Here is a 2,705-nt window from a genome sequence, read left to right as displayed (position 1 = left end):
GAGATTCCTTATGACTCGTATGGGACGTTTATTGAATCTGAGAAAATGTATCAAAAAATATACGAAACGAGGTTGATATAAATGACTAAAGAAAATAAAGTTACGTTTGGTTTGAAGAATGTACATTATGTCCCAATTGATATTCAAGATTTTTTAGTAAAGTTTGGTACGCCAATCCCGTTACCTGGTGGGGTGGAGCTAACATTTGATCCACGCGGAGATTTAATTGAGTTCTACGCAGATGACATGCTTTATTATGCTGCAAGTAATAACCAAGGTTATGATGGTACGCTATCTATTGCAACAATTCCGGAACAATTTGCTATCGATGCATTAGGTGAGCAATTAGATGAAACTGATGGTGTATTAAATGAGTTAGCTGATGCCAAAGGAAAATCATTTGCATTACTATTTGAATTCGATGGCGATGTGAACGCAACTCGACACGTTATGTATAACTGTGCAGCGAGTCGTCCGACAATCGCATCTAAAACAAAAACAAATTCAGCTGAACCAAATACAAATGAATTGAAGTTTGTATCTAGTCCAATTGTTTTAGCGCCTGGTGGAAGACCAATGGTTAAAACAAAAACAACTTCTAAAACAACTCAAGCAATTTACGATAACTGGTACAAAGAAGTGTACGTTAAAAAACCAGTAGCACCAAAAGGAGCGTAAGTAAATGGAAAAGACAATTACAATAGACGGAAAACAGGTCAGATTAAAAAGTACAGCGGCAACTGTTAAAAGATACAAAGCGCAATTTAGACGTGACTTATTTGCTGATATGTTTGCTTTAGGGGCTATGGGTACAATCACTTCACCTGATAGCACAGAAGCAACTATTGATCTTTCAACTTTAGATTTTAATAAGGTTGATTTCGAGGTTTTTTATGATCTGGTTTGGTTATATGCTAAAACGGCTGATCCAAGTATTACAGATCCACTTACATGGTTAGATGGGTTTGATGAATTCCCTATCTATGAAATTATGCCGGAAATTAACGATTTGATTCAAATGACAATGGGAGCAAAAAAAAAATAAAGAAAAATAATGAAGAGCAAGGGACTTTCAGTGATGAGGAATTTACCACTGAATTGTTCCTTGCTCTTTGTTATAAAGCAAATTTAACACATGGTGATTTAGAAGAAATGACCGTTGGTGATTGCTTTGATTATATTTCTGAATTCGCTGAATTAGAAAATCCAGATAAAGAAAAAGTTAGAAAAGCAAATCAAAAAGACTTCGATTCATTCTAAGAAAGGGGTGAAAAAATGGCAGGAAGAATTAAAGGAATCACAATTGAGATTAATGGTAACACTCAACCTTTACAAAATGCTCTAAAAGATGTTAATAAGCAAAGTGATTCTTTGGCTAAAGAACTAAAAGATGTAGAACGTTTATTAAAATTTGATCCTGGTAATGTCGAAGCGTTAGCGCAGAAGCAAAAGTTATTAACTCAACAAATTGAAAATACAACAGAAAAGCTAGATAAATTGAAAGCGGCTGAACAACAAGTTCAAGCACAATTCCAAAATGGAAAGATTTCTGAAGAACAATATCGTGCATGTAGGCGTGAAATTGAATTTACAGAAGGATCGCTTAATGGTCTGAAAAATAAGCTTGGAAATATGAAGGCTGAACAAGATAATGTATCCAGTTCCACCCGGCAATTAGAAACATTGTTTAGCGCTATTGGGAAAAGCGTTGATGATTTTGCAGGAGCATTAGGAAATCGTCTTGTGAATGCAATTAAAAACGGAACAGCTACAAGTCGGCAGTTAGAACAAGCAATTGGGATTATCGGACGAGAAGCACTAGGAACAGAAGCAGATATTGAAAAATTACAACGTGCTCTACGATCTGTGGATGACGGTAATTCAATCCAGCAAGTTCGAAATGAATTAAGAGATTTACAACAAGAAGCCGGAAGAACGGAGAAGAAGTTTGAAGGTTTAAAAATAGGGTTAGAAAATGTTATTGGTGGGTTAGCAGCTGGTGGTGGTATTTCAGCCGCTATTGAAAAATCATTGGATATGTCAAAGCTACAAACGAAAATTGATATTGCTTTTGATGTTCCAGACTCATCAAAAAAATCAGTTGAAGAGGCTATTAGGGGTATAACTGCTTATGGGTTAGATGCTGAAGAGTCACTTGCAGGTGTGCGGCGACAATGGGCTTTAAATAAAGGTATAAGCGATGAAGCGAATGCAGCAATTGTAAGAGGAGCAGCCGCAATTTCTCAGTCTTATGAAGGCATAGATTTTACTGAACTAATTCAAGAAACAAATGAAATCGGTAATGAATTAGGTATTTCACAAGAAGGCGCTCTCGGTATGGCTGATGCCTTATTAAAAATGGGTTTTCCACCGGAACAATTAGATATTATCGCCGAATATGGTGGTCAGCTTACACGAGCAGGCTACAACGCTGAAGAAGTACAAGCTATTATGGCAGCTGGCGTTGAAACAGGAACCTGGAATATTGATAACCTCTTAGACGGATTGAAAGAAGGGCGTATTAAAGCGGCTGAGTTCGGTCAAGGTGTCGATAAAGCTATGAAAGAATCGCTTGAAGGCACAAAAATTTCAGCAGAACAAGTTGAAAAATGGGGCCAGGCAGTAGCTAAAGGTGGTAAAGATGGATCGGCAGCTATGACTGAAATTGCACAAGCTTTATCAGAGGTTGAAGATGAAACAAAACG

Annotated in this window: 4 protein-coding genes; all 4 read left to right on the top strand. The window is 37.0% G+C overall.

Going from position 1 to position 2,705, the window contains the following annotated elements; genetic code table 11:
* Positions 1 to 81 precede the first annotated feature (81 nt).
* On the top strand, positions 82 to 678 hold the full coding sequence (locus JDS99_RS30325; RefSeq protein ID WP_199696431.1) for a major tail protein: 597 nt from the start codon (positions 82 to 84) through the stop codon (positions 676 to 678).
* A gap of 4 nt (positions 679 to 682) precedes the next feature.
* The gene (locus tag JDS99_RS30320) at positions 683 to 1,045 is read left to right on the top strand and encodes a hypothetical protein (protein WP_199696430.1); all 363 of its coding nucleotides are present in this window, start codon (positions 683 to 685) and stop codon (positions 1,043 to 1,045) included.
* 53 nt (positions 1,046 to 1,098) lie between these two features.
* A complete protein-coding gene (locus JDS99_RS30315) occupies positions 1,099 to 1,260 on the top strand; it encodes a hypothetical protein (protein WP_016092190.1) in 162 nt (53 codons plus the stop codon).
* Positions 1,261 to 1,275: 15 nt separating this feature from the next.
* On the top strand, positions 1,276 to 2,705 hold a 1,430-nt coding region (locus JDS99_RS30310), incomplete at its 3' end, for a phage tail tape measure protein (protein WP_199696429.1).

This window comes from Bacillus cereus group sp. N6, assembly GCF_016483705.1.
Lineage (GTDB): Bacteria > Bacillota > Bacilli > Bacillales > Bacillaceae_G > Bacillus_A > Bacillus_A wiedmannii.
Note: the sequence above shows the minus strand (reverse complement) of the source record. Positions and strands in the feature narration are given on the sequence as shown.

Excerpts from the sequence above, each read along its gene's own strand:
- JDS99_RS30325 (WP_199696431.1), top strand. The coding sequence starts at position 82 with ATGACTAAAGAAAATAAAGTTACGTTTGGTTTGAAGAATGTACATTAT.
- JDS99_RS30320 (WP_199696430.1), top strand. The coding sequence starts at position 683 with ATGGAAAAGACAATTACAATAGACGGAAAACAGGTCAGATTAAAAAGT.